16 protein-coding genes and 1 pseudogene are annotated in these 17,864 nt (G+C 62.2%); 9 read left to right on the top strand and 8 right to left on the bottom strand.

Features of this window, described 5'->3' with window-relative positions:
* The first annotated feature begins 28 nt into the window (after nt 1-28).
* Complete coding sequence (locus tag NL154_RS27705; protein ID WP_004668299.1) at nt 29-295, top strand: hypothetical protein; 267 nt, start codon at nt 29-31, stop codon at nt 293-295.
* 39 nt (nt 296-334) lie between these two features.
* Here the strand turns inward: NL154_RS27705 and NL154_RS27700 are convergent, their stop codons facing one another.
* The 3 genes from NL154_RS27700 to NL154_RS27690 all read right to left on the bottom strand — a co-directional run bounded on the left by NL154_RS27700 (nt 335) and on the right by NL154_RS27690 (nt 2,713).
* Nucleotides 335-739 carry a helix-turn-helix domain-containing protein gene (locus NL154_RS27700; protein WP_184458547.1) on the bottom strand — a complete coding sequence of 135 codons (405 nt, stop codon included), beginning with the start codon at nt 737-739 and terminating at the stop codon, nt 335-337.
* 263 nt (nt 740-1,002) lie between these two features.
* The gene (locus tag NL154_RS27695; protein WP_434734447.1) at nt 1,003-1,839 is read right to left on the bottom strand and encodes an amidohydrolase family protein; all 837 of its coding nucleotides are present in this window, start codon (nt 1,837-1,839) and stop codon (nt 1,003-1,005) included.
* An 88-nt stretch (nt 1,840-1,927) separates the two neighbouring features.
* Complete coding sequence (locus tag NL154_RS27690) at nt 1,928-2,713, bottom strand: IclR family transcriptional regulator (RefSeq protein ID WP_434734446.1); 786 nt, start codon at nt 2,711-2,713, stop codon at nt 1,928-1,930.
* A 299-nt stretch (nt 2,714-3,012) separates the two neighbouring features.
* Between NL154_RS27690 and NL154_RS27685 the strand changes: the two genes are divergently transcribed.
* Both NL154_RS27685 and NL154_RS27680 read left to right on the top strand, forming a co-directional pair.
* A complete protein-coding gene (locus NL154_RS27685) occupies nt 3,013-3,747 on the top strand; it encodes an SDR family oxidoreductase (RefSeq protein ID WP_221123081.1) in 735 nt (244 codons plus the stop codon).
* A 75-nt stretch (nt 3,748-3,822) separates the two neighbouring features.
* Nucleotides 3,823-5,100, top strand: a complete 1,278-nt coding sequence (locus NL154_RS27680; protein WP_434734445.1) for an L-fuconate dehydratase — start codon at nt 3,823-3,825, stop codon at nt 5,098-5,100.
* A 110-nt stretch (nt 5,101-5,210) separates the two neighbouring features.
* Here NL154_RS27680 and NL154_RS27675 read toward each other — a convergent pair.
* From NL154_RS27675 to NL154_RS27655, 5 genes and pseudogenes are all read right to left on the bottom strand, one after another.
* Nucleotides 5,211-5,900: pseudogene (locus NL154_RS27675) on the bottom strand (FAD-dependent oxidoreductase); the annotation flags it as partial.
* Between the two features lie 602 nt (nt 5,901-6,502).
* The gene (locus NL154_RS27670; RefSeq protein WP_210632439.1) at nt 6,503-7,051 is read right to left on the bottom strand and encodes a sarcosine oxidase subunit gamma family protein; all 549 of its coding nucleotides are present in this window, start codon (nt 7,049-7,051) and stop codon (nt 6,503-6,505) included.
* Nucleotides 7,044-9,998 carry a sarcosine oxidase subunit alpha family protein gene (locus NL154_RS27665; RefSeq protein WP_434734444.1) on the bottom strand — a complete coding sequence of 985 codons (2,955 nt, stop codon included), beginning with the start codon at nt 9,996-9,998 and terminating at the stop codon, nt 7,044-7,046. Before NL154_RS27665 ends, NL154_RS27670 begins: the two co-directional genes overlap by 8 nt.
* A complete protein-coding gene (locus NL154_RS27660; protein ID WP_210632437.1) occupies nt 9,995-10,276 on the bottom strand; it encodes a sarcosine oxidase subunit delta in 282 nt (93 codons plus the stop codon). Before NL154_RS27660 ends, NL154_RS27665 begins: the two co-directional genes overlap by 4 nt.
* Nucleotides 10,277-10,289: 13 nt before the next feature.
* Nucleotides 10,290-11,540: a sarcosine oxidase subunit beta family protein gene (locus NL154_RS27655; protein WP_210632436.1), complete on the bottom strand. Its 1,251-nt coding sequence runs from the start codon at nt 11,538-11,540 to the stop codon at nt 10,290-10,292.
* A gap of 86 nt (nt 11,541-11,626) precedes the next feature.
* Here NL154_RS27655 and NL154_RS27650 point away from each other — a divergent pair, with 86 nt between their 5' ends.
* From NL154_RS27650 to glnT, 6 genes are all read left to right on the top strand, one after another.
* On the top strand, nt 11,627-12,586 hold the full coding sequence (locus NL154_RS27650; RefSeq protein WP_210632435.1) for a GlxA family transcriptional regulator: 960 nt from the start codon (nt 11,627-11,629) through the stop codon (nt 12,584-12,586).
* Nucleotides 12,587-12,665: 79 nt separating this feature from the next.
* Complete coding sequence (locus NL154_RS27645; RefSeq protein ID WP_210632434.1) at nt 12,666-13,349, top strand: helix-turn-helix domain-containing protein; 684 nt, start codon at nt 12,666-12,668, stop codon at nt 13,347-13,349.
* A gap of 89 nt (nt 13,350-13,438) precedes the next feature.
* Nucleotides 13,439-14,344: a class II glutamine amidotransferase gene (locus NL154_RS27640; RefSeq protein ID WP_210632433.1), complete on the top strand. Its 906-nt coding sequence runs from the start codon at nt 13,439-13,441 to the stop codon at nt 14,342-14,344.
* A gap of 69 nt (nt 14,345-14,413) precedes the next feature.
* Nucleotides 14,414-15,100 (top strand): protein GlxC, encoded by a 687-nt coding sequence (locus tag NL154_RS27635; protein ID WP_434734443.1) that lies wholly within the window; start codon nt 14,414-14,416, stop codon nt 15,098-15,100.
* 14 nt (nt 15,101-15,114) lie between these two features.
* Nucleotides 15,115-16,443 (top strand): FMN-binding glutamate synthase family protein, encoded by a 1,329-nt coding sequence (locus NL154_RS27630; protein WP_210632431.1) that lies wholly within the window; start codon nt 15,115-15,117, stop codon nt 16,441-16,443.
* An 80-nt stretch (nt 16,444-16,523) separates the two neighbouring features.
* Nucleotides 16,524-17,831 carry a type III glutamate--ammonia ligase gene (gene glnT, locus NL154_RS27625; RefSeq protein ID WP_221144761.1) on the top strand — a complete coding sequence of 436 codons (1,308 nt, stop codon included), beginning with the start codon at nt 16,524-16,526 and terminating at the stop codon, nt 17,829-17,831.
* The last annotated feature ends 33 nt before the right edge of the window (nt 17,832-17,864 follow it).

Raw genomic sequence — 17,864 nt, 5'->3', positions numbered from 1 at the left:
AGGCTTCACGGCCAAAGGGGCGGGAACAATGTTTGAACAACATAATGAAGGTACAGGCAGTGAATACGCAAGGATCTTCCGGCTGCTGTCGGCAGCCAAGGAGGAGGCTGAAAAGCTTCAGCTGCGTAATCTGATGCACCTGACGAACATGGCACTGCTGCAGGTCGTAATCGATTGGGACGGCATAGATCCGGACAGGGAGCTTGACGTCAACCTCGAGAAACTGCTCGGCAGCAAGGCCAAGATCGCAATGAAGGACGCTAGCGAGAATCTGATCCTGATCGATCGCCATTGACCTTCATGCCGCCGTTAGGATCGCGTGAAGGAGATCCGGCTATTCGGCCGCTTCACCGTCGGCCTGTTCGGTGTGGGCGATTGCCTGAACAAGCTTCAGGATCTTCTTGCGAAGCGCTTCGTTTTTGATCGAGAAGAACGCCGCGTTCAAAAGGACACCCTCGCGCGAAATAACGAATTCCTCGCTGGGAGCGGGGTTGTCGTTAGCCGTTTCAGGGGTCGACAGGTCGTCGAAGAACGTCCTGACGTCGACATTCAGCGCACCGGCGATTTCTACCAGCATGCTGGCGGAAACGCGGTTGGAGCCTTTTTCGTATTTCTGGATCTGCTGAAACGTTACGCCAACACGGTCGCCCAATTCCGTCTGCGAAACTTTGCGCAGCAGACGCTGTATGCGGATCGTCTTTCCGACATGAACATCCACTGCGTGCGGTTCTTCTTTCATTTTGTTTTCCCTCCTGAGGACACGGACATGAGGTTATTCGCCATATCCGTGTCTGACAACTTGTACCTGAGACACACAAAGCTAGCAATTGTTTGGCTGTAAGTCGTCCCAAACCGAAACATTGCATCGCTTCATATTAGCAGCAGCAAAAAACATGCCAAAGTAGCACTTTTGGGGGGTACATCATCCGATTTCAGGGTGTCGAGCATGGTGGTTTGCTGCGGCCCTTCCAGCCAAAGGATCGGGACGGCCTAAACAAAATGTTACAATGACCAGAGGCGCTGGGCATTGTCGAAGAGCAGCCTGGAGCGTTCCGCTTCGCTGCTGCTGGCGAGCACCGCATGCGTGGCGGCAACCCAGGTGGAAAGGCCGCCGCCGAGCGTGCAGACCGGCCAGTCGCTGCCCCACACGACACGATCCCAGCCGAATTTTGCGATCACATGTTCGATATAGGGCGTCAGCGTCTGGGCTGACCATGTCTGCGCATCCGCATAAGCGACGACGCCTGATATCTTGCAGATCACGTTCGGCCGGCGGGCGATCTCCGATATCCCGGCTTTCCATGGCTCGAAAGCATTGGAGCGGATATCCGGCACGCCGCAATGATCGAGGATGAACTGCACGTCGGGCGCGAGATCGATGAGAGCGGTGACGTGACCGGCCTGATGCGGCAGTGTGCAGAGGTCGAAGGTCAGGCCGCTGCTACCGATGCGCCGGATGTTGTCTCGAAACAGGACACTTTCCGAGACGGTGTCGGGGACGACATGCAGCACGCGGCGGAAGCCTTTGACGAAGGGATCGGCCTTCTGCCGCTCGAGATAGGCGGCAAAGCCTTCCTCCTCGGGACGGCAGGAGACAATCGCCCCAGCAATCAGGTTGCCTTGCCTTTTGGCGAGAGAGGCAATGTGGTCGGTCTCGGCCTGCATGACGGCCGGATCGACATCGACCTCCATATGCAGCGCCGTCGTAATGCCGCAGCGCCGCGCCTCGGCCGCATAGGTCTCATAGAGAAAGTCATGATCGAGAGCCGGCACGCCGGAGAGCCAGGGATAGGGAAGCGCCGACCGGTCGATAATGTGCAGGTGCGTGTCGATGAGCACGTTTTCCTCCTCCAGAACTGGCTTTGCCGCACCCTATTTCTCGTGAATGGATTATTCAAATAGAAATTCCCGAGATCCTCCCACCTTTTCAGCCGGAATTGAAGACATCCGCCCCGGCCAGCAGCGAAAGCTGAGTGGCGGTCTTCTGCACCAGCGTGATCGTCTGGGTGATGTCGGGGGCGGACGGCGCGTTGACAAGGGCGATGAAGGGGCAGGTCAGGGCGGCGATGCAACGCCGATCCGGCCCGAGAACGGGCGCCGACAGATTATAGACGCCCGATGTCTGGGCGCTTGCCATCATCTCGTAGCCGCGCTCGCGGATCTGGTCGAGACGATCGTAGAATTCGGCACCGAGGTCGATCTCGGCGCAGTTGCGCGCATGTTCCGATATCATCATCTCCCGCTCCTCGTCGCTGCGGAAGGCGAGCAGCACATGCCCCGAGCCGGTGTCGAACAGGCTGATATGGGCGCCGATGCGGATCGAGAAGCCCCAATAGTCCGGTGCTTCCTGCTGGGCGATGACAACCGCGGCGCCACGATCGAACACGGCGAGATGATTGGCCTGGCGGGTGCGCTGGGCAAGGTCGCGCATCAGCGGCGTGGCATAGGAGGCAAGCCGGCGCACAGGCGCATGCAATTGCGCAAGGCCGAAGAGCTTCAGCGTCAGCGAATAGCGATCGCCATCCAGCCGGGTGACGTAACCGCGACGCACCAGCCGGTCGAGCATGCGATAGAATTCGTTGGGGCTGCGGTCGAGCCGCTTGGCGATCTCCGCCTGGGTCAGGCCGCTGTCGACGCCGGCGAGCAGCTCCAGGATATCGAGACCCTTGTCGAGGGCAGGAGCGCGGTAGCGGTCTGACTCGTCGGTCTCCATTCTTTCCTCCTGTGAATATTATTCTGCATATACGCAGAACCAAGGCCGGAAAAGGAAAACTTCACGCTTGACCCTTGGCCCATCGTCTGTTTGTCTATAAACAGACAAATCATAACTGAAGACAACCGATCAGCGGAAACGACGAGAGGCGAGGCTTCATGCCCACCCTAGGCCGGCCGAAACGCGTAAAGAGAGAAAGTGGCAGGCCTTGACGGACGAGCTATTCCATCACCGCTCGGCCTTCGGCAAGATAACCGCATGCATCGTCTCATGTAGACAATCCAGAAGAGGCCCGTGACATGACAAACAGACTTTCCGGCAAGACCGTTCTCATCACCGCGGCCGGCCAGGGCATTGGCCGGGCGACGGCGGCAGCCTTTGCCGCGGCCGGCGCCAAGGTCCATGCAACCGACATTAATACCGATGCGCTGGCGACCCTTGCCGCGGAAACCGGCGTCTTCACGCATAAGCTCAACGTGCTCGATGGGAATGCGGTCGCGGCGCTCGTCGCCGAAATCGGCACTGTGGACGTTCTGTTCAACTGCGCCGGCTTCGTCCATGCCGGCTCGATCCTGGAAATGCCGGATTCCGATCTCGAATTCGCTTTCGATCTAAACGTCAAGGCGATGATCCGCACCATCCGGGCGGTGCTGCCCGGCATGCTCGAACGCAAGGACGGGTCGATCATCAACATGGCCTCCGTCGCCTCCAGCATCAAGGGCGTGCCGAATCGCTTCGCCTATGGTGTCACCAAGGCGGCGGTCATCGGCCTTACCAAATCGGTCGCCGCCGACTATGTTGCTCAAGGCATTCGCTGCAATGCCATCTGCCCCGGCACGGTGGAAAGTCCATCCTTGCAGGACCGCATGCGAGCCCAGGGCGATTACGATGCGGCGCGCGCCGCCTTCATCGCCCGCCAGCCCATGGGCCGGCTCGGCTCGCCGGAAGAGATCGCCGATCTCGCCGTCTATCTCGCCGGCGCCACCTACACATCCGGTCAGGCGATCGCCATCGACGGCGGCTGGACGATCTGACGTCAGCCGGTCGATCGGCAGATAACCGGCCGATCCGGCTATCGCAAGTGGCCCCATAAATCGGGAGGAACAACAATGACCCGCATCACCGACCTTCGCGTCTTCGATCTCCGCTTTCCCACCTCGCAAAGCCTGGATGGATCCGATGCGATGAATCCCGATCCCGACTATTCGGCCGCCTATGTCATCCTCGACACGGATGTCCCAGGCCTTGCCGGCCATGGCTTGACCTTCACCATCGGCCGCGGCAACGACATTTGCTGCATGGCGATCGAAGCGATGCGCCACCTCGTCGTCGGCGCCGACCTCGGCGAGGTGCTTGCCCATCCCGGCAAATTCTGGCGGCATCTGACCAGCGACAGCCAGTTGCGCTGGATCGGCCCGGAAAAGGGCGCCATTCACCTTGCAACCGGCGCGATCGTCAACGCCGTCTGGGATCTGCTCGCCAAACAGGCCGGCAAGCCGGTCTGGCGGCTGGTCGCCGAGATGTCGCCGGAAGAGATCGCCGATATCGTCGACTACCGCTACCTCACCGACGTGCTGACGCGTGACGAAGCGGTCGCTATCCTCAAGAAGGCGGAAGCCGGCAAGGCGGAACGGGTCGCCGCCCTCGAAAAGGAGGGCTACGCCTGCTACACGACCTCGGCCGGCTGGCTGGGTTACGAGGACGAGAAATTACGCCGGCTCTGCCAGGAAGCGATCGATGCCGGCTTCAACCATATCAAGATGAAGGTCGGCCGCGATCTCGAAGACGATATCCGCCGTCTGAGGATAGCCCGCGAAGTGATCGGTCCCGATCGTTACCTGATGATCGACGCCAACCAAGTCTGGGATGTCGACCAGGCGATCGACTGGGTCAAGGCGCTTGCTTTCGCCAAGCCCTTCTTCATTGAGGAACCCACAAGCCCCGACGATGTCGCCGGCCACCGCAAGATCCGCCAGGCAATCAGCCCGGTGAAGGTCGCGACCGGCGAGATGTGCCAGAACCGCATCATGTTCAAGCAGTTCATTGCCGAGGGCGCGATCGACATCGTCCAGATCGATTCCTGCCGTATGGGAGGGCTGAACGAGGTCCTATCCGTCCTGCTGATCGCCGCCAAGTTCGGCCTGCCGGTCTGGCCGCATGCCGGCGGCGTCGGCCTCTGCGAATATGTGCAGCATCTGTCGATGATCGATTACATCGCGGTATCCGGCACCAAGGATGGCCGCGTGATCGAATATGTCGATCATCTCCATGAACACTTCCTCGACCCCTGCCGGATCGACAACGCCGCCTATATGCCGCCCACCCTGCCGGGCTTCTCCATCGAGATGAAACCGGCCTCGATCAGCGGCTACACATTTCGAGGCTGAGGAACCAGCGCCGGTGGCGCGCTCGTCCCGCCAGAACCCGGAGAAGGAATTCGCGGCTCTCAAACCAGCATCGACTGCTGGGCGAAGATACCCGCCATCGCGCCTTGCCATCATGCCGTGGTGACCGAGGGCATTCCGGGATTGGCGAGGTCGCCGGCGGCGTAGATGCCAGGCATGCTGGTCTCGCGGCGCTCATCGACCTTGAGGGCGATGCCGCTGGGCGTATCGACTGTGGCGAGGCCCAGTGATTCATGCAGACTGGCGGACGGTTTGTTGCGCGGATGGGCGAACAGGATGTCGACCGCGACATCGGGGCCGGTATCGAGTTTGACGGCGGCGCTGTGGCCCCCGTGATGGACGATCCCGGTGATCCGGCCCTCGACGACAGGTATGTTGCGAGGTGCGAGATCGGCCCGGATATCGGGCGGAATGTCATGACCATCGGCGAACAGCGTCAACCTGTCGGTCCAATCGTGGAAAAGCCTGGCCTGATTGTGCGACTGCCGGCCGGACCAGACGAGGCCCCAATGCTGGCCGGCGACTTCAAAGCCGTCGCAATAGGGGCAGGGCACGATGGAGGTGCCCCAGCTTTCGGCAAAGCCCGGAACATCAGGCATCTGGTCCACGATGCCATAGCTCAGGATCACGCGGCGCGCCGTGAGGCTTTCGCCATCGCCAGTGAGGACGGAGAAGTTGTCGATGCCGCCGGAGACACTTTCGGCCCGGGCACTGACGAGCTTGATCGTGGGATAACGCGCCAGCTGCCGCCGCGCCTCGGCCAGGATGTCCAGCGGCGGCTTTTAGATTCAGGTTAGAAAAGCCTCCCATCATTTCTCGCCCCTCGACATATCCGTAAATTCAACCTGCCCGCGAGCACCGAACGCCACTGAGAGAGCAAGGGGGGCCGCCGAAAGCGGTTTCTTAACCTCGCACCCAATAAAGAAGCTCACATCTGGAAGCTGATCGGTTTCTGATTTTTCGATTCTGAAGCAATTCGCAAACTGTAGTCGATCAGCCCCCCCAAATTCGGCAAGGTATTTCTTTAATATATCTATTGCCTGTAGATTCGACTGATTTACGATGGCCCTACCTTCCCTAGCTCCGGTGTAAACCTCAAGTCAACTTGCTTAGATCTGCAAAGTAACACACGAGCTCGTTGGCTAGCGGCTATGTTCACACATCTAACATCTTCCGCCCCGAACGGACCTTTACCGAAACAGCAGATTTTTTGCCGGCGACCCCGTGAACTCGATCTCCACGGCCTAACAATTTCGCCGCCATCCTCTCCACTGTAGCGAATTCTCGTGTGGGCTCGATGGTCAACGGCTGCGTGCCATCGCACCGAAAAGTTGAACCTTCCAGCTAATTTGGGTTAATAATCGATCTTTGTGCCGGTACGGCCCTATGCGCCACCGTCCTTTTCAGCGCTCGCCGCCATATGATTAAGCTCGTCCCAGAGGCTTTCGGCGAAGCTGCGCAAAACGGTGAGTTCGAAGCTGTCATCGCCGGTGCGGGCGATCTGTACGGAGATGTGACCCATCATGGTCATCGCCGAACTGCCTTCCGCAAAGACGGCGGGATCGAGATCGACTGCGGTGCCCTTTGAAAGAAGCACGCGCGAAGACCCTCCGGAAATGCCGATGCGGACGCGACCGTGGCTCTGGTCCATGACGAAGGCCTTTCCAGCAAGGGCCGCCGCAAGCGCGTCCAGACCGGCAGGCGAGAGCGGCTCGTCGCCGGCGACGAACCATTGGCGGAAGCCGGCCTTGCGGATCGAACTTTTCGCAAGGCCTATCTTCGCCAGTTCGGCGGCAAGTGCGGTCGGCTCGATTGCGCCGAGCACGTGCAGGAGATGGCCCTCCGGCAAAGCTTCCAGCCGGAGGCCGGGTCCTGCCATGCCGCTATATCTGGCTCCTGCGAGAACCGGTCTGTGCTGGGGAAGTTCAGGCATGGAGCTTCTCGTTTTCGGGATCGATGAAGACGGGATGGCAGAGCACCGCATCGGTGATTTCGTTGCGCAGGCCGTTCCAGACCGTCACCTTTTCGCCGATGCGCTCCGGCCCGCGCCGGACGAGCGCCAGGCCGATCGTATGGCCGAGGCTCGGCGAGAAGGCGCTCGAGGTGACATAACCCTGGTCGTTTTCGAGCGTCGCCGCTGCGCCCTCGGCAAGGATATGCGAGCCGGTGCGAAAGCCGCTTGCCGGATTGAGCGGCTTGACACCGACGAGGCGCGGGCGCTCGGGATCCTGCAGGCCTTCGCGGGCGAGCATCGCCTTGCCGATGAAATCCGGCTTGGTCGATGAAACCATGCGGCCGAAGCCGAGATCGCCTGGGGTGACCGTGCCGTTGATCTCGGCATGGGTGACGTGGCCCTTTTCGATGCGCATGACACCGAGCGCTTCCGCGCCATAGGCTGAGATGCCGTGCTTCTCGCCTGACGCCATGATGGCATCGGCAACGCTTTCGCCGTAGCCGGCCGGCACCGCCAGCTCGTAAGCCAGTTCGCCCGAGAAGGAGATCCGGAAGAGCCGGCCTTCGAGGCGGCCTGCAAATAGCGACACCTTGCGGGCGCTCATGAAGGGGAAGGCCGCATCGGAAAGATCCTCGTCGACGATTTCCGAGAGGATCGCGCGCGACTTCGGCCCGGCGACGGCCATCTGCGCCCATTGATCGGTCGAGGAGGCGAAGTAGACGTCGAGTTCCGGCCACAGCGTCTGGGCGCAGAATTCGAGATGGGTCAGCACGCCGGCGGCCAGCGCCGTCGTCGTCGTCATGAAGAAGTGGTCGTCGCTGAAGCGGCTGGTGGTGCCGTCGTCATAGATGAAGCCGTCCTCGCGCAGCATGATGCCGTAGCGCGCCTTGCCGACCGCCAGCTTGGCAAAACCGTTGCAATAGACGCGATCGAGGAAGGTCGCTGCATCCTTGCCGAAGATTTCGATCTTGCCGAGAGTCGAGACGTCGCAGAGGCCGGCATTTTTGCGGATGTTCAGCACCTCGCGGTCGACGCTTTGACGCCAGGTCGTTTCGCCGGCGCGCGGGAACCAGGAGGAGCGGTACCAGAGGCCGGTTTCGACGAAGACCGCGCCGTTCTTTTTCGCCCAGCCATGCAACGGCGATTTGCGCGCCGGCTGGAAATCCTTGCCGCGCGATGCCCCCGTCAAAGCGCCGAAGGAGACAGGTGTGTAGAAGGGACGGAAGGTCGTCGTGCCCACCTCGGCAGGCGAGACGCCGCGCGCCTCGGCAAGAATGCCGATGGCGTTGATGTTGGAAAGCTTGCCCTGATCGGTCGCCATGCCTGATGTGGTGTAACGCTTGGCAAGTTCGACATGGCCGTAACCTTCGCGGACGGCGAGGCCGAGATCTTTGAGATGCACGTCGTTTTGGTAATCGACGAAAGCCTTGCCCTTCGAACCTTTGACGGACCAGAGCGACTTCGTGCGCTGAGCCGTGTCGGTGGCTGAGGCAAAGGCCGGTTCAGCTGCGAAACCGATCGCGTTCAGGGCAGCGGCCGCCTTTGCCGCTCCATCACCGAGGCAGGCTGCAGTCTGCGCAAGGCCGGCAGCCGCGCCGGCAACGGCAAGACCATCCTGCGCAGCCGGCGCCAGAAACGCCGCAATCTCGTTCGACCATTGCGGTTTGCCGCCGCGATGGCAGGCAAGATGGATGACCGGGCTCCAGCCCCCCGACATGGCAAGTGCATCGGCTTCAATCCGGCGAATGCCGTCTTCGGCTTTAACGCTGACGCCGCGCAGACGCCGGCCGCCATGGGCATCGATAATCCGCGCGCCCCTCAGCACCTCGGCGCGGCCCGGCCAGTTCTTGCCGCCGTCGGGGCGGCTGTCGGCGATCGCCGCAACTCGAAGGCCGGCGGATTCGAGGTCAGCGGCGGTGTCATATCCGCTATCGTTGGTGGTGAAGATCACCGTGCCTCGGCCCGGCGCGACCGCCTGCCGGTTGAGATAGCTACGCATGGCGCCTGACATCATCACGCCGGGAATATCGTTGCCGCCGAAGACCAGCGGCCGCTCCTCGGCCCCTGTCGCCAGGATCGCCTGGCGGGCGACGATGCGCCACAATCGTTCGACGGGGCCTTCGGGATCGGGCAGCGCCACATGCTTCTGCACACGTTCGACGGCGCCGAAGACATTGTCGTCGTACCAGCCGAACACGGTCATGCGCGGCAGGCGGCGCACATTCGAAAGCCCTTCGAGTTCGGCCAGCAACTCGGCGAGAAGGGCGTCCGCCGGCTTGCCATCGACGGCGCCATTGTCCGAGAGCAGGCTGCCGCCGAGTTCGGGTCCTTCGTCGGCGAGGATGACGCGCGCGCCGGCGCGCCCGGCCGTCAGCGCCGCGGCGAGGCCGGCAGGGCCGGCGCCGATCACCAGCAGGTCGCAATGCGCCCAGCATTTCTCATAGGCATCGGGATCGGCTTCGTAGGAGGCGCGGCCGAGGCCCGCCGCCTTGCGGATCACCGGCTCGTAGAGCTTTTCCCAGAGGGCTGCCGGCCACATGAAGGTCTTGTAGTAGAAACCGGCGCTGAGGAAAGGCGAGAGCAGGCCGTTGACCGCACCGACATCGAAACCGAGCGAGGGCCAGCGGTTCTGGCTCTTGGCCGTCAGCCCCTCATAAAGCTCGATCATCGTCGCGCGTGTGTTCGGTTCGGTGCGCCCGCCGCTGCCTGTCGTCACCAGCGCGTTCGGTTCGGCGGCCCCCGCCGTCAGAATGCCGCGCGGGCGGTGATATTTGAAGCTGCGGCCGACGAGCTGGATACCGTTGGCCAGCAGCGCCGAGGCGAGCGTGTCGCCCGAATGGCCTTGCAGCGCCTTGCCGTCGAAGGTGAAGCCGATTGTCCCGGCCCGGTCGATGCGGCCGCCGGAGGAAAGACGAAAGCTCGTCATGCCGGTTCTCCGCCGAGCTTGGCAAGGGCGGCATCCCTGACGCCGTGGACCTTATGGGTGACGGTATCGCGCTCGACGATCAGCCAGCGACGGCATCCGGAGGAATGGTGCCAATATTCGCTGTGTCGGCCCTTCGGATTGTCACGCAGATAGACATAGTCGTACCAGACATCTGCGCCGGCATCCGGCGCCGGCCGGACAAGGTTCGCATCGCCGCGGATCGAGAATTCCTCCTTGGGCCGGACGCCGCAATGAGGACATGAAATCAGGCTTGCCATCGTCTAAATGTCCTCAATGCAGGTTGGGCTGGGCGCCGACGCCCTTTTCGTCGATAGGGTAGCCGCGCGCGAAGCGGTCGAGCCGGAAGGCGCGCGCCGTCTGGTGCGGCGTGTTGCGGGCAATCAGATGGGCGTAACAGAAGCCGGAGGCGGGCGTGGCCTTGAAGCCGCCGTAACACCAGCCGGCGTTGAGATAGAGATTATCGATATGGGTACGGTCGATGATCGGCGAGCCGTCCATGCTCATGTCCATCACCCCGCCCCAGGAGCGCAGGTAGCGCAGGCGCGACAGCGACGGGATCATCGCGATCCCGGCTTCGGCCACATGCTCGACGGTCGCGAGATTGCCGCGCTGCGCATAGGAATTGTAGCCGTCGATATCGCCGCCGAAGACCAACCCGCCCTTGTCGGACTGGGACACATAGAAATGCCCGGCCCCGAAGGTGACGACATGGTCGATGAAAGGTTTCAGCCCTTCGGAGACGAAGGCCTGCAGCACATGGCTTTCGATCGGCAGGCGAAAGCCGGCCATATCGGCGACGACGGTGGAATTGCCGGCCGCCGCCAGCGCCAGCTTGCCGCAGCCGATGAAGCCCCTGCTGGTCTCGACACCGGTCACCTTCCCGTTTTCGGTGCGGATGCCGGTGACTTCGCATTGGGTGATGATGTCGACGCCGCGGTTGTCTGCGCCGCGGGCATAACCCCAGGCGACCGCGTCGTGGCGCACCGTGCCGCCGCGCGGCTGGTATAGACCACCCATGACGGGGAAACGGGCATTGTCGAAATCGAGGAACGGAAGCTTCTTGCGCACCGCCTGCCGGTCGAGCAGCTCGGCATCGACGCCGTGCAGCCGCATGGCGTTGCCGCGGCGCGTATAGGCGTCGCGCTGCGCGTCGGAATGGAAGAGGTTCAGTACGCCGCGCTGCGAGACCATGGCGTTGAAGTTGAAGTCCTGCTCCAGTCCTTCCCAGAGCTTCATCGACAGTTCGTAGAAGGGATTGTTGCCCGGCAACAGGTAGTTCGACCGGATGATCGTGGTGTTCCTGCCGATATTGCCGGAGCCGAGATAGCCCTTTTCGAGCACGGCGACATTGGTGATGCCGAACTCCTTGGCGAGATAATAGGCGGTGGCAAGGCCGTGACCGCCGCCGCCGACGATGACGACGTCGTAATGCGGCTTCGGCGCCGGATCGCGCCAGGCGGGCGCCCAGCCTTTGTTGCCGCGAAGGCCGTTCAAAAAAATCGAAAGAGCGGAATAGCGCATGGGTCACCCGGAAAGAACGGAAGCATGATGCCAGAAAGAAGCGGGCAGACTTGCACAATAGGGACATGAATCGCTAAGAAAGGGACATGTCCTCACTTGATAGCAGAAATGTTCAGACGATCGGCTTCATCCTGGTTCCTGGATTTGCGCTGATGTCCTATGCCTCGGCAACGGAGCCGTTGCGGGCGGCAAATTTGCTGGCGGGCCGCGAGATCTATCGGCTACAGATCTTCTCGCCGGATGGCGCATCGGCACTCTCTTCCTCCGGCATCAGCGTACCCGCCGAACCTCTGCCCGTCAGAGGCTCGGGGCTCGGAACGGCCTTCGTCTGCGCCGGCGGTTCGCCGCGCGACTGGCGATATCCCGGCGTGCTTGCCTGTTTGCGGCAGCTGTCGCGCGAAGGTGTGAGGATCGGCGGCATCTCGGGCGGTCCCTATCTAATGGCCGCCGCCGGACTGCTCGGCGGCCGCGACTTCACCATCCATTGGGAGCATGCGGCAGCCCTTCTCGAAGCCTTTCCGGATCTCACGCCGCGCCAGGCACGCTTCGTGATCGACGGCAACAGGATTACCTGCGGCGGCGGCATCGCTCCACTTGACATGATGCATGTGCTGATCGCCGAGCGCATGGGGCCGGATTTCGCCCGTCGCGTCAGCGACTGGTATCTTCACACGGAGGTCAACGAGCCGGCAGCACCACAGCGTGCGTCGCTTGCCGAGCGCTACGGTGTCCACCACCCCGGCTTGCTCAGCGTTCTCGAACGAATGGAGGAGACGATCGAGATGCCGCTCGAGCGTGCCGCCATGGCGCGGATCGCCGGCGTCACCACCCGCCATCTCGACCGGCTGTTTGCGGCCCACCTCGGCACCAGCTTCCTCGATCAATACCACAGGATCAGGCTGCAGCATGCCCATCGCCTGCTGAAGCAGAGCCCGCTTTCCGTCTCGGAGATCGCGGTTGCCACCGGCTTTTCCAGCCTCAGCCATTTTTCCCGGATGTTCCGTAGCGCCTACGGCGTCACTCCGCGTGAGGCGCGGCGGGAATAGTTTTCTTCACGGTTGAGGAAATTTCACTATGACGATAGGATTGCATCCGAACAAAAGCGCAGGCGGCAGGGGAAAATCCATGAAATCCAAGCGAGAAGCGGCGGAGCAGCCGGAACAGCCGCATGGCGGCCGTGCTGCCTTTTCCCAGGACCCGCACGCCGTTCGGGAACCGAAGGAAAACAACCTCGAAATGGCAATCGGCCATGAGGTGCGCGCCTACCGCAAGAAACTCGGCATCACCGTCACCGATCTCGCGGCCGCGACCGGCATTTCGCTCGGCATGCTGTCGAAGATCGAGAACGGCAATATCTCGCCGTCGCTGACGACGCTGCAATCGTTGTCGCGGGCGCTCGGCGTGCCGCTGACCGCCTTTTTCCGCCGCTTCGAGGAGCCGCGCAATGCCGTCTTCGTCAAGGCGGGGCAGGGCGTCGAACTCGAACGGCGCGGCACCCGCGCCGGCCACCAATATAATCTGCTCGGCCATATCGACAACAATACCAGCGGGGTCATCGTCGAGCCCTATCTGATCACGCTGACCGCCGATTCCGACATCTTCCCGACCTTCCAGCACGAGGGCATGGAGTTTCTCTATATGCTCGAAGGCGAGGTGGTCTACCGCCACGGCGACCAGCTTTTCCAGATGCAGCCGGGCGACAGCCTGTTCTTCGACGCCGATGCGCCGCATGGGCCGGAACAGTTGGTGAAACTGCCGAGCAAATACCTGTCGATCATCAGTTATCCCCAGCAGAGCTCGCGGAGCTGAATTGCCTTAGAGGAAAACTTTATTCTTCCCAGTTGATGTCCCGATAGAGACCTGCTACTCCTTTCTCAACATGAACGGAGGCACGCGCCATGTGCGGCATTGTAGGACTGTTCCTCAAGGACAAGAGCCTTGAACCCCAGCTCGGGAATCTGCTCTCGGATATGCTGATCACCATGACCGATCGCGGCCCGGACTCGGCCGGAATCGCGATCTATGGCGGCTCCGCAGCGGGCAAGGCAAAGATCACCGTCCAGTCCAGCAATCCAGGGGCGGACTTCGAAGGCCTCGCCGGCGACCTGGAGAAAGCCGGCATTAAGGCCCATGTGTGGATCAAAAGCACGCATGCGGTCATCGAGCTCGATGCTTCCAAGCTTGCAGAGGTGCGCGAGGCGCTCGAACGGATCCGCCCGGCAGTCCGCCTCATGGGCTCGGGCGAAAGCGTCGAGATCTATAAGGAAATCGGCCTTCCCAAGGACGTCGTGGCGCGCTTCGGCGTCCGCGCGATGAGCGGAACCCACGGCATCGGCCATACCCGCATGGCGACCGAATCCGCCGTCACCACGCTCGGCGCCCACCCGTTCTCGACCGGCGCCGACCAGTGCCTGGTGCACAACGGTTCGCTGTCCAACCACAACAATCTGCGCCGCGAACTGGTGCGCGAAGGCATGACCTTCGAGACGCAGAACGATTCCGAAGTCGCCGCCGCCTATCTGACGGCCGAAATGGCCAAGGGCAAGGATCTCGGCCAGGCGCTGACCGGCGCGCTTGACGATCTCGATGGCTTCTTCACCTTCGTCGTCGGCACCAAGTCCGGCTTCGGCGTGGTGCGCGACCCCATCGCCTGCAAGCCCGCCGTCATGGCCGAGACCGACCAGTACGTCGCCTTCGGTTCGGAATACCGCGCGCTGGTCAATCTTCCCGGCATCGAGAATGCCCGTGTCTGGGAGCCGGAGCCGGCAACTGTCTACTTCTGGGATCACGACAAGGCCGCCTGAGGGGCGCCTGAAAGCCAAGAGGCGGCGCAGACCGCCTCCCGGACAAACGAGGCTTCCAACGAGGAATCAATGCCCACATTCGATCTTTCCAGCACCCCTCTTCGCGAACTGAACAGCGCGCTGCACGCTCTTTCCAAAGGCGCCAACGACACTGAGTTCGAGGTCATCAACCCGCGCGGCAGCCATGCCGTCGCCGTCGGCATCGACAGCCCAGTGACGGTCGCTGTCAGGGGATCGGTCGGCTATTACTGCGCCGGCATGAATGACGGCGGCAAGGTGACGGTTCAGGGCTCGGCCGGTCCGGGTGTTGCCGAAAACATGATGTCCGGCACCGTCGTCATCGAGGGCGACGCCAGCCAATATGCTGGCGCGACCGGCCGGGGTGGGCTGCTGGTCATCAAGGGCAATGCCGCGTCGCGCTGCGGCATTTCGATGAAGGGCATCGACATCGTCGTTCATGGCAGCATCGGCCACATGTCGGCCTTCATGGGCCAGTCCGGCCATCTCGTCGTGCTAGGCGACGCCGGCGATGCGCTCGGTGATTCGCTCTACGAAGCCAAGCTGTTCGTCCGCGGCGAGGTCAAGAGCCTCGGCTCCGACTGTATCGAGAAAGAGATGCGGCCGGAGCATCTGGAGAAGCTTGCCGAACTCCTCGACAAGGCGGGGGTGACGGACGTCAGACCCGAAGAGTTCAGGCGCTACGGATCGGCCCGCAAGCTCTACAATTTCAACATCGACAACGCCGACGCATACTGAGGCGAGGGACACTCATGAGCTATCACAACCCCTATACCCCGCCACGCAAGTCCGCGACTTTCGACGACTACACACTTGCCGAAATCCGCCGCGCGGCGGCGACCGGCATCTATGACATCCGCGGCGCCGGCACCAAGCGCAAGGTTCCGCATTTCGACGACCTGCTGTTTCTCGGCGCCTCAATCTCGCGCTACCCGCTCGAGGGTTACCGCGAGAAGTGCGACACGACTGTGGTGCTCGGCTCGCGTTTCGCCAAGAACCCGATCACGCTGAAGACGCCGATCACCATCGCCGGCATGAGCTTCGGTGCGCTGTCCGGCAACGCCAAGGAGGCGCTCGGTCGGGGTGCGACAATCGCGGGCACGTCGACCACGACGGGCGACGGCGGCATGACCGATGAAGAGCGCGGCCATTCGCAGACGCTGGTCTACCAATATCTGCCCTCGCGCTACGGTATGAACCCGAAAGACCTGCGCCGTGCCGACGCGATCGAAGTCGTGGTCGGCCAGGGCGCCAAACCCGGCGGCGGCGGCATGCTGCTCGGCCAGAAGATCTCCGACCGCGTCGCCAATATGCGCAACCTGCCGAAGGGCATCGATCAGCGCTCGGCCTGCCGCCATCCGGACTGGACCGGCCCCGATGATCTGGAAATCAAGATCATGGAGCTGCGTGAGATCACCGATTGGGAAAAGCCGATCTACGTCAAGGTCGGCGGCGCGCGTCCCTATTACGACACCGCTCTTGCCGTGAAGGCCGGCGCCGATGTCGTCGTGCTCGACGGCATGCAGGGCGGCACGGCGGCGACGCAGGACGTCTTCATCGAGAATGTCGGCATGCCGACGCTCGCCTGCATTCGCCCGGCCGTGCAGGCGCTGCAGGATCTCGGCATGCACCGAAAGGTGCAGCTCATCATATCAGGCGGCATCCGCTCGGGCGCCGACGTGGCGAAGGCGCTGGCGCTCGGCGCCGATGCGGTCGCGATCGGCACGGCGGCGCTCGTCGCCATCGGCGACAATGATCCGCGCTGGGAAGAGGAATATCAGAAGCTCGGCACCACGGCCGGAGCCTATGACGATTGGCACGAAGGCAAGGATCCGGCCGGCATCACCACCCAGGACCCGGAGCTCGCAAAACGCCTGGACCCGGTTGCGGCCGGCCGCCGTCTCGCCAACTACCTCAAGGTCATGACGCTCGAGGCCCAGACGATCGCGCGCGCCTGCGGCAAGAACCACCTGCACAATCTCGAGCCGGAAGACCTCGTCGCGCTGACGATCGAGGCATCGGCCATGGCGCAGGTGCCGCTCGCCGGCACCAACTGGATTCCCGGCAAGGGAGGCTTCTGATTTCTACCGGCCGGGCCAAAGCCCCGGCCGTCTCATCTCCATAACCAAAGTGTCTCGAAGAAATCCAAAGGGGAACGAGAATGACACTGGACCTTGCTGCTTTTGCGAGAGACAAAGGCATCAAATATTTCATGATCAGCTACACCGACCTGTTCGGCGGCCAACGCGCCAAGCTGGTCCCGGCGGAAGCCATTGCCGACATGCAGAAGGATGGCGCCGGTTTCGCGGGCTTTGCGACCTGGCTCGATCTGACGCCGGCCCATCCGGACCTGTTTGCGGTTCCCGATGCCTCCTCCGTCATCCAATTGCCCTGGAAGAGAGACGTCGCATGGGTCGCCGCCGACTGCGTCATGGACGATCAGCCTGTCGAACAGGCGCCGCGTGTCGTGCTGAAAAGACTGGTGGCTGAAGCTGCGAAGGAGGGGCTCCGGGTAAAGACCGGCGTGGAGCCCGAATTCTTTCTCATCTCTGCTGATGGTTCGGTGATTTCAGACGAGTTCGATACCGCCGAGAAGCCTTGCTACGACCAGCAGGCCGTGATGCGTCGGTACGATGTCATCGCCGAGATCTGCGACTATATGCTGGAACTCGGCTGGAAGCCCTATCAGAACGACCACGAGGATGCGAACGGCCAGTTCGAGATGAACTGGGAATATGACGATGTCCTGAAGACGGCGGACAAGCACTCCTTCTTCAAGTTCATGGTCAAGTCGGTCGCCGAAAAACACGGTCTTCGCGCCACCTTCATGCCGAAGCCCTTCAAGGGCCTGACCGGAAACGGCTGCCATGCCCACATCTCGGTCTGGGACATCGACGGCAGGGTCAACGCCTTCGCCGACAAGGAAATGGCCTTCGGCCTCTCCGCGCAGGGGAAAACCTTCCTCGGCGGCATCATGAAGCACGCTTCGGCGCTTGCTGCCATCACCAATCCGACGGTCAATTCCTACAAGCGCATAAACGCGCCGCGCACGACCTCGGGCGCGACATGGTCGCCGAACACCGTGACGTGGACGGGCAACAACCGCACTCACATGGTGCGCGTGCCGGGGCCCGGGCGCTTCGAGCTGCGCCTGCCGGACGGTGCGGTCAATCCATATCTCTTACAGGCGATCATCATCGCGGCCGGCCTCGACGGCATCCGCAGCCAGGCAGACCCCGGCCAGCACTATGATATCGATATGTATGCCGAGGGACACCTGGTGAAGGACGCGCCGCGCCTGCCGCTCAACCTGCTCGATGCGCTGCGCGCCTTTGATGCCGACGAAGGCCTGAAGGCGGCAATCGGGGCTGAGTTTTCCTCCGCCTATCTCAAGCTCAAGCACCGGGAATGGAATGCCTACTGCTCGCATTTCACCCAGTGGGAACGCGACAGCACGCTCGATATCTGAGCAGCCGGACCGACGTCTTCGCCATGCCGGGTT

The sequence above is a fragment of the Rhizobium sp. YTUHZ044 genome (genome assembly GCF_051123975.1).
Lineage (GTDB): Bacteria > Pseudomonadota > Alphaproteobacteria > Rhizobiales > Rhizobiaceae > Rhizobium.
Note: the sequence above shows the minus strand (reverse complement) of the source record. Positions and strands in the feature narration are given on the sequence as shown.

Excerpts from the sequence above, each read along its gene's own strand:
- NL154_RS27670 (WP_210632439.1), bottom strand. The coding sequence starts at position 7,051 with ATGCCTGAACTTCCCCAGCACAGACCGGTTCTCGCAGGAGCCAGATAT.
- NL154_RS27650 (WP_210632435.1), top strand. The coding sequence starts at position 11,627 with ATGTCCTCACTTGATAGCAGAAATGTTCAGACGATCGGCTTCATCCTG.
- NL154_RS27705 (WP_004668299.1), top strand. The coding sequence starts at position 29 with ATGTTTGAACAACATAATGAAGGTACAGGCAGTGAATACGCAAGGATC.
- glnT (WP_221144761.1), top strand. The coding sequence starts at position 16,524 with ATGACACTGGACCTTGCTGCTTTTGCGAGAGACAAAGGCATCAAATAT.
- NL154_RS27690 (WP_434734446.1), bottom strand. The coding sequence starts at position 2,713 with ATGGAGACCGACGAGTCAGACCGCTACCGCGCTCCTGCCCTCGACAAG.
- NL154_RS27665 (WP_434734444.1), bottom strand. The coding sequence starts at position 9,998 with ATGACGAGCTTTCGTCTTTCCTCCGGCGGCCGCATCGACCGGGCCGGG.
- NL154_RS27645 (WP_210632434.1), top strand. The coding sequence starts at position 12,666 with ATGAAATCCAAGCGAGAAGCGGCGGAGCAGCCGGAACAGCCGCATGGC.
- NL154_RS27685 (WP_221123081.1), top strand. The coding sequence starts at position 3,013 with ATGACAAACAGACTTTCCGGCAAGACCGTTCTCATCACCGCGGCCGGC.
- NL154_RS27635 (WP_434734443.1), top strand. The coding sequence starts at position 14,414 with ATGCCCACATTCGATCTTTCCAGCACCCCTCTTCGCGAACTGAACAGC.
- NL154_RS27680 (WP_434734445.1), top strand. The coding sequence starts at position 3,823 with ATGACCCGCATCACCGACCTTCGCGTCTTCGATCTCCGCTTTCCCACC.
- NL154_RS27640 (WP_210632433.1), top strand. The coding sequence starts at position 13,439 with ATGTGCGGCATTGTAGGACTGTTCCTCAAGGACAAGAGCCTTGAACCC.
- NL154_RS27700 (WP_184458547.1), bottom strand. The coding sequence starts at position 739 with ATGAAAGAAGAACCGCACGCAGTGGATGTTCATGTCGGAAAGACGATC.
- NL154_RS27660 (WP_210632437.1), bottom strand. The coding sequence starts at position 10,276 with ATGGCAAGCCTGATTTCATGTCCTCATTGCGGCGTCCGGCCCAAGGAG.
- NL154_RS27655 (WP_210632436.1), bottom strand. The coding sequence starts at position 11,540 with ATGCGCTATTCCGCTCTTTCGATTTTTTTGAACGGCCTTCGCGGCAAC.
- NL154_RS27630 (WP_210632431.1), top strand. The coding sequence starts at position 15,115 with ATGAGCTATCACAACCCCTATACCCCGCCACGCAAGTCCGCGACTTTC.